2 protein-coding genes and 1 pseudogene are annotated in these 7,702 nt (G+C 34.2%); all 3 read left to right on the plus strand.

Annotated features, from left to right (window positions below; all coding sequences use genetic code 11):
- Nucleotides 1–825, plus strand: a pseudogene (locus VB654_RS23705) (hypothetical protein); the annotation flags it as partial.
- Nucleotides 818–6,700: a DarT ssDNA thymidine ADP-ribosyltransferase family protein gene (locus VB654_RS23710; RefSeq protein ID WP_323216292.1), complete on the plus strand. Its 5,883-nt coding sequence runs from the start codon at nt 818–820 to the stop codon at nt 6,698–6,700. The pseudogene VB654_RS23705 and the gene VB654_RS23710, both read left to right, overlap by 8 nt.
- Nucleotides 6,681–7,370, plus strand: coding sequence for a macro domain-containing protein (locus tag VB654_RS23715; protein WP_323216293.1), 690 nt, complete (start codon nt 6,681–6,683; stop codon nt 7,368–7,370). Before VB654_RS23710 ends, VB654_RS23715 begins: the two co-directional genes overlap by 20 nt.
- Nucleotides 7,371–7,702: the final 332 nt, after the last annotated feature.

The following is a 7,702-nucleotide window of genomic DNA, read 5'->3' on the forward strand; positions in this document are numbered from 1 at the left end:
GTACTTTTTGCTCAACCTAAAAATATCAATTATTTGATAAATTTTCTCATTCAAAATAAAAAACTTATTGGACAATCTCAAATTCAAACCTGCTTAATAAAGTTAGTTCGAGAAGCATTTATAACCATTGGTCTGGAAAACCTTCAACAAGAGCAATTTAATGAAGCTATAAAAAAAATAGTTGCCTTAATTCATCCTGAAAAAAGGTTGAAACTTAAAAAAGTTATTTGCAATGGAGAAGCTATGCAACTTGTTGTAAGCGCATTGTATCAGCTAGATATTGAACAACCACTATTAATTTATGAATTATTTGAGCCAAATTCCCCTGCTAGTAGTGGTTCTTTGAATAATGAACAAGTAAAATTTATTCTGACTTGCCTTAGTCAATTATTGACAGAAGCAACTACCAAGAACGTAGCTAAAGCAATTCTTGAGCAAATTCTTGAGCAGATTAATTCATTAGAAACTGTTTTAAACCTTGTGTCGAATCTTCCTTTATTTTTTGGGTATAATCATCAACAGAATAAAAACTATATTTACTCATACTTGGTTTTACAACAATATAAGCAAAAATGTTTGCTGTATCGTGGTGAAAAAAGAGACTACGAAACACCTATTGCTACTGCTGTAAAAGCAGCATTACCCGAATGTAAACTGATTTTCATAGAACCAAAAATTTCCATGATTTTAGGAAAAACTAGCACTTTAAAAGCTATTCCTAAATTTGAACCTCAAACTTGCTTACAGCTTTTAGCCACACAACCAGATTTAGGCAATTCCAGCCAACGAACCAATTTATTGAAGGAGTTAATTAATCATGTCTAATCAATTACGTTACTTGTTACATGGAAATAAAGAAAAATACCAGGATATTACAACTCCTTTATATATCACTTCGCAAGACAGTACAGTATGGCAAAAAGTTGGACAACAAGTTTTACAAATAGGAGGTGAAGATTGGCGATTAATTGACCCGCTAATTGTTGAGCATATTCCTTCGGCTAAACGCCAAATGTTAGGAATTAAATTATTACAGACGGAAGAAGTTGTAGATTTAATTCGTGAATTAGGAGCAGACTGTGTAGATGGTAATTTGCTAGAACCATCTGAGAGATATGAGCTATTGCGCCATATTAGGCCAAGACCTAACAATCAAGAGTTATGGAAAGCTCTACAACTCCATGAAACAGTTAATGGGGAGCTAGTTTGTATTGAATCTGGAAAAACGTATTTAGAAAATCCAGATTTCCCCCTTGATGAACGCCTTAAAGAATATATTGTACTGATTCGTCAAAACAAACAGGAACTAGACCAAAATTGGATTCCAGTTTGGACTCCTGATGAAGCAATAGCGACAATTGTAAAATTTGCCAATCCTGAAAAATACTGTGATTTGATTTTGAATTCTCTGCAACAATTGTCTACATTAGAAAAAGATAAATGGGAAAGTGAACTAAAAAATATTCATTGGTTAGTGGATGTAGATAGTAAAGCGAGACAACCACGAGATATAATTAGATTACCAATAAATTTAGTCCGACATCAAGAAATAATCTCTACTTTGGACAGTACCAAATATAGTGAAATTTCTCTACCTACCAGCATAAAAAAACATCCAGCATATAGTATTGTTAAAAAATTATTTACCTTTTGGAACACAGAAAGCATACTTGAAAAGATTTTTTATTATCCGAAAAAAATATGGGGTTTTTGGCGTGATTTTTCTCCAGTAATATTAGACGCATTACAAGATATAGATATTTCTAAGAACCCAAGTTTAGAAAGATTATTGACAACAGAAACATGGTTAATTTGTAATGACAAACTAATTGCGCCTCAACAGGTAATTGAGATTGTATCTAAAGGAATTAGTAAACATTTATCTACATTAGTTCAGATAAGTGAAGGTGAATATGCTGAATTATCACTTTTGTCTAAAGATGTTCAAAATCATGAGAGCTTGAAAATAGTCAAAAAGCTATTTTATCGGTGGAATGAAAATGATGTAATTAACTTTATTCTTAGTCAGTCTCAACCTCATTTATATCTTGACATTATTCTAGATGCTTTAAGCAGTTTATTTAGTAATGCAAATCAAAGACTCCTTGAAGATAATCACGAACGGTTGAAATTAACACCGTGGCTTGTAGATAAAGATGGAAATGCTATTTATCCTGCAAATGTTCTGCATTATCCAGATATAGAAATTGAAATTGAAGAGTTACTATTGACAATTTCTAATTCTTACATAGCATCTTCACAATTAAATCAACAAATTCGTAATTATACAACTTGTTGGCAATGGTTAACTAAAGAATTGTTTTTAACTCTAGATCAAGTCTTGTCAGAACTTGGCAAAGTTTTGAAAGAAGCAGATGAGTATCAACTGGGAAAATTTGCAAGAGATGAATTCCCGTTAGATGAAGTTTTGCAAGTATTTAGCACCATTGATGTTAGCTTTCTGCCTGCTTGGAACTTCGCTCAAAAAATTAGCTTAGAAAAATTTAAAAAATATTTACTTCCAAATTTATTGGGTGAACTCGATGAAGAAAAACTAATTAAAATACTGCAAAATATTGTTGAATTAAATAATGAGCCTGAAGTAATTACGATTAATGTTTTTAATTGTTACCTAAAATTAGCAGTTGACTATCATAACTTTTCACAAATTATAGGACAAATTCGTTTACTTAACCATCGGGGACAGTGGCAAACTCCTGATAACTTAACTTGGGGAAATAGAGAAAATATTGATGGTGCTTATCTTCTCAACAATGAGCAAACAGTAATTCTGCACTCCTATTTAAAGGATATACAGAAAACTAATTCCCAAAATGGTTTACAATCTTCTGTAACAAGAGCCGATGAAACAAACTCTAATGTTCTGCAAAATTACTTTCGGGCTTGGGAACAACATTGTCCTCCAGAACCAATTGGTGCATTTTTAACTTTGTTATATGGTGGTGAAGGCAGTGTTAAAAACCTTGCTCATCTCTATTTAGGTAAACGAAATTTAGGCGACTTACGCCAAAGATTATTTGAGTATCAACTCATAGCACATCGCACCTTTCGTGTATATGTAGGTCAGGCAAGCGAGCGCACGAGAGAAGTAGAATCTCTAATAGGGTTGACTTTTAATGCAAGTCTTGTAAATACTAAAAATCCTCCCCATCTTTTTGTTAACAAACTTGCACCTGATATTACAGAAATTGAGTTATTACCTATTCAACCTCAAGACTTTAGTCCATCAGAATTAGTAAATATTTTAAGGAACTCTACAAGAATTTTACTGAAAGAAGTCTATGAAGTAGTTCCCTTATCACTAAATCAAATTTGGGAAAATTTATTAGAGTCTGATCAATTAGATATCCAAGTAGCGAAAAACTTTTTACTAGAAGGTGCGCCTTATGTAATGAGGATGCTAGGCGCACATGAACGTGTTCCTTTGATTAAAACGCTTTTAACAAGTTGGGATAACTGTCGTCATCAGAGAGCAGAACTCAAGCAACAAAATCGCTCTGTAGAGAACATCGATAAAAAAATTGAAAATCTAATTTCTGGATTATCGCATTTACTAGAAGATGAATCTTCAGAAAGTGAGGAGGTAAGAAAGGAATTATTAGAAGCTGTGCGAACAAAGATAAATTTACACGGATACAGATGTCAAAGTATTCCATTTGAGTTATTTCAAAATGCTGATGATGCAGTAGTTGAATGGCAGTTTATGTCATCCCAACAAAAAATGAATGATAGCAGAAAGCAATTTATTATCAAATTTGATGATAATAAAATTCAATTTATCCATGCAGGTAGACCAATTGGCTGTTTTCAACATCCTAACCACCCAGAAAGACAATATAAAGATAAAGGATTTGATCGTGACTTAGAAAAAATGCTAACTTTCAATATCTCTGATAAAGGAGAAGGAGTGACAGGAAAATTTGGTTTAGGATTTAAAAGTGTCTATCTTGCTTGCAAAAGACCCTATGTACTAAGTAAAAATTTAGGATTTACCGTTGCAGGTGGGCTGATACCATCACGTTTAAATCCACAAAAATCCAGTGAACTTCGAGGAGACTTTAAACGCTATATAGGTTTATCGGATGCCACAATTACAGAATTGGAGCTTGAAGAGAATATATCTTGGCAAAATGTACTTCAAGATTTCCAATCTGTAGCTAATATTTTGTTAGTGTTTTCTAAAGCTATCAAAACTTGCACATTTGTTGATGCCTATTCTCAAGAAATTACTTTAGATTGGCATCCCTCTACTGTTCTAAATATTCCGAGAGTGGAAACAGGTAAATATCAAACGGCAAGTAATACTCAAGATTCGATACTACTATGCCTAAAAACTGGCGGAGAAACCAAAGCCAGTTTAGTTTTAGGTCTGTTTGAAAATAACGGTTGCCTTTATAAGGCTTTACCAGAAAAAATCCCAACTTTTTGGGTGACAGCACCCACAAGGGAAGAGCTATTTCTAGGTTTTATCTTAAATGCTAACTTTGACATTACTACAGGCCGAGAAAGTTTAGTGAAGTCTTCAGTTCGTAACCGTGAGTTAGCGCAAGTTATCGGAAAAAATTTAGGAGAAGTTCTTTATAGCCTTTTTGGTGCTAGTGATGGTAACTGGCAAGCTTTGGCTAGAACTTTTGGTTTTACGAATGTTGATGAATATGAGTTTTGGAACTTCTTATGGGAGGAGTTAGCAGTTCGTTGGCAACAAAAAGATCCCAGTGAAGGAATTGATATTATCAGTAATATGTTGACTGGTAATAATCGCACTATGGGATATCTCATTACTCACTGTGCAGCTTTACCCAGTGGTTTGTATGGTCGCTACCGCCAACTTATCTCAGTTGATAACGTTAACTATCAAGTAACAGGTAAACTCTTAGACCAAAACACTTTTTTACAAGTCGCAAATTGGCCAGGGTTTCAGCAACATTATCAAAATAATCTCATTGCCCGTGATAAATGGCAGCAAGTTAAGAAACTATTAGGAGAAGATTTTGTTCAAATACATTACCTTATCAATGATTTACGGTTAATTGATATATTGAAAAATGAAATGGGCAAGAGTCAGCCAAGAGTGGGAGCATCCCAAGCTAGATATATTGGTAGTCTCATTTCTAAAGAGTTTTTGAATAACTTTAGTGCAGTTTATGAACTCAATGAACTTCAGAATTTTCTAGAGACAGTTTACTTCATGTCTAAAGATGGTAGTTATTTGCCTTGTCAGCAACTATTAATTAGCAATTCCAATGCTATTGAAGAAAAATTGTTAGTTGATTTTGCACCAGATAGCCGCATTCTCCACAATGAGTATCAGGATACTGCTTTAAATTTCTTCTATGCTTGTCGTTCCAGGAGAGACAGTATTTCCAAAGACGAAATTATTAGGTGGGCGTTACAGGCAACAACTGAAGAGCAGCGTCAAGCAGTATATATCTATCTCTTGCAGGGAGAGCAACGAGAAGAAATAGCATCTACCTTATATGCTAATCGGCAGCATTATTGGTTTGTCAATGATAAACGGATAATAGACATACTTGAGCTTATGGTACTGATTGTCATTGAAAGAGGAGAATTTTTTCCAGCAATCAACATAAATGAAATTCAAGAAGATGAACCAGAAATAGATAATTATAATCCTTTCTTTGAAATTCATACTAATTGTACCAACGATGATTTTTCTTTACAGAGAACACCAGAAGATATAGAAGAATTTTCACGGAAACTTCAAGCAGGGCTAAATCGCCAAAATTCCTCTTGGAAAGGATACATCTATCACTTTACTCATCTTGAAAATGCTGTTTCAATTCTCACAGGTGAGAAACTACTAGCCAGAAATCTTTGCCGGAACTTCAACAGTTCAGCCGGTGCAAACCTTATTGACCGTACCAGAAGCGATGTAAAAGATTTTGCACGTTTCTATTGCCGACCACAAACTCCAACTCAGTGGCATAATGAAGGTTTGGGCAAACGTAGAGGAAATATTTATGCTCTTTGTCCTGTACCAATTTTCTTCCGCTTTGATCTAAAGCGAGTCATGGAAACACAGGGGAACAAATGTGGTATAAGTAGTGGAAATCTTGCAGCTTCAGGCTCTCACTATGGTAACAGTACAACTTTCTTGGAGCAATGTTTTGATTTTGATCATGTCTATTCTACACTAGAAGTTGGCAAAGAGACTTTTTTGAGGGCATCCCAACAAGAGTTTATCGTTCATAATTATCTCGATTTTACTGAGTTGAATTTAGAGGATATAAGTATTATTTGTCGTACAACTCAGGATAAAGATACTTTGCTAAATCTCATTGGTATAGAATCAAAATATGCTAATCGCGTATTTAAAGAACGAGAAATTGTTGGTGAAGGGAGTTTGTATTATCATAATAATCCTTATGTAACAATTAATGACAAGGGAAAATTTATTGATATCCAAATTGATAATTACGATAAATATGGAAATATTAATGGGGAATTAATTCTTAGCTTTACAGAACAGCTTCCATTGAATAGAGAAATTATTTCGCCGTTTAGAGATATTTCAAAAATTAACCTTGGACAAACTATTAATGTTAGTTCATCTCGTCATCTCCAGCTACAATATAAACCTAATACTAATATGAGTATTAGGTTTCAAGAAAACGGTCAGGAATGGTTAATTTATACAAATGAGCCTAAAAATAATTAATGGTAATTTATTTACTTCAAATTGTCAAACACTGGTAAACACCGTAAACTGTGTGGGAGTGATGGGTGCAGGTATTTCATTAGAGTTCCGCCTGAGATATCCAGAAATGTATGCACGTTATGTAAAAATTTGCGAGCAGAATTTGATGGAAATTGGCAAGTTATGGTTGTATAAATCTGTCCAACATTGGGTTTTAAATTTCCCTACTAAACAGCATTGGAAGAAACCATCAAAGTTAGAGTTTCTAGAATTGGGCTTGCAAAAATTTGTTGATACATACATAGAAAAAGACATAATTTCCATCGCTTTTCCATTACTTGGAACACAAAATGGAGGAATTCCTCAAAGAGAATCCCTGGAAATTATGAAAAGGTATTTAGGTGAATGCGAATTACCTATAGAAATATATATATACGATCCTAATGCACCTGATGATATATTTAGCGACTTAAAAAGTGTTTTTCTTTCACTATCAGATAGAGAAATTATAGAAGTAACTAGCTTGGGGACAGCATACATTCAAAAAGTTAAGCAAGCAATGCAAGATGAAAGTATATGTAATTTATCTAAATTTTTATCAACGAAAGGAATAGGGATTACTACAGTACAAAAAAGTTTACTCCTACTCCAAAAATTTTACCCAACTATCTTACCTAACACTTCCCAATAAATTCTCGTGCGAAATTTAGGTGCGATAGCTGCGCTCTCTCCGAGACGCTACGCGTTAGCGGAGCTTTCGCTTTAGCGATACGCCGTAGGCATCGCTGTGAAGAATCAAACCACATCGACTCATCGGCAACCAATGATGATCGCCATCGCATTTATTTTCAATTTTTTTATGTGGCATATTAACCTGTAAAAATTACCTCTGAACGATTTCAATGACTAACGAGATGACAGCAAATGTTTAATTTAGCCATTGGCCTCCATAGGCAACACCGCTTCGGATAACAACTGGTAAAATTCCGGGACGGCGGCCTCGACAAGGCGCAGTTCATCTAG

Origin of the sequence: Nodularia sp. UHCC 0506, from assembly GCF_034931045.1 — a bacterium.
Lineage (GTDB): Bacteria > Cyanobacteriota > Cyanobacteriia > Cyanobacteriales > Nostocaceae > Nodularia.